This is a genomic window from Thalassospira mesophila, from assembly GCF_002115755.1.
In the GTDB taxonomy this organism is placed as follows: domain Bacteria; phylum Pseudomonadota; class Alphaproteobacteria; order Rhodospirillales; family Thalassospiraceae; genus Thalassospira; species Thalassospira mesophila.
Genome location: NZ_JFKA01000087.1, coordinates 1 through 326 on the forward strand (window position 1 = coordinate 1; position 326 = coordinate 326).

Here is a 326-nt window from a genome sequence, read left to right on the forward strand (position 1 = left end):
ATACCCCATGGAAAGCAAGACTGCGCGCCTCACTGTGCTCATCGATCCCATCAAGAAAAAGGCGTTCGAGGAGCTCTGTGCAGCACAGGATTTGACGCCTTCGCAGGTGGTCCGTCAGCTGGTTCGTGACTACCTGGACACCCACGGTGCCAGCTATTCGACCAAAAGCAAGTACGCCACCAGCAACAAGTCATAACCGAACATGGGCAGTTAGCCTCTAGAGGGTCGATGTGTCCTCCACGAGACTGACAGCTTTCGCCAGCGCGGTGTTGAAGTCGGTGTGGTAATGCTCCGCGCCGATTTCTTGCAAGATGCCCACCCTATTG

Annotated in this window: 1 protein-coding gene; it reads left to right on the forward strand. The window is 55.5% G+C overall.

The features are described 5' to 3' along the window. Window positions 1-196: ribbon-helix-helix domain-containing protein (locus TMES_RS22160; RefSeq protein ID WP_245835550.1), on the forward strand; the 196-nt coding region annotated here is incomplete at its 5' end. Between the last annotated feature and the right edge of the window lie 130 nt (window positions 197-326).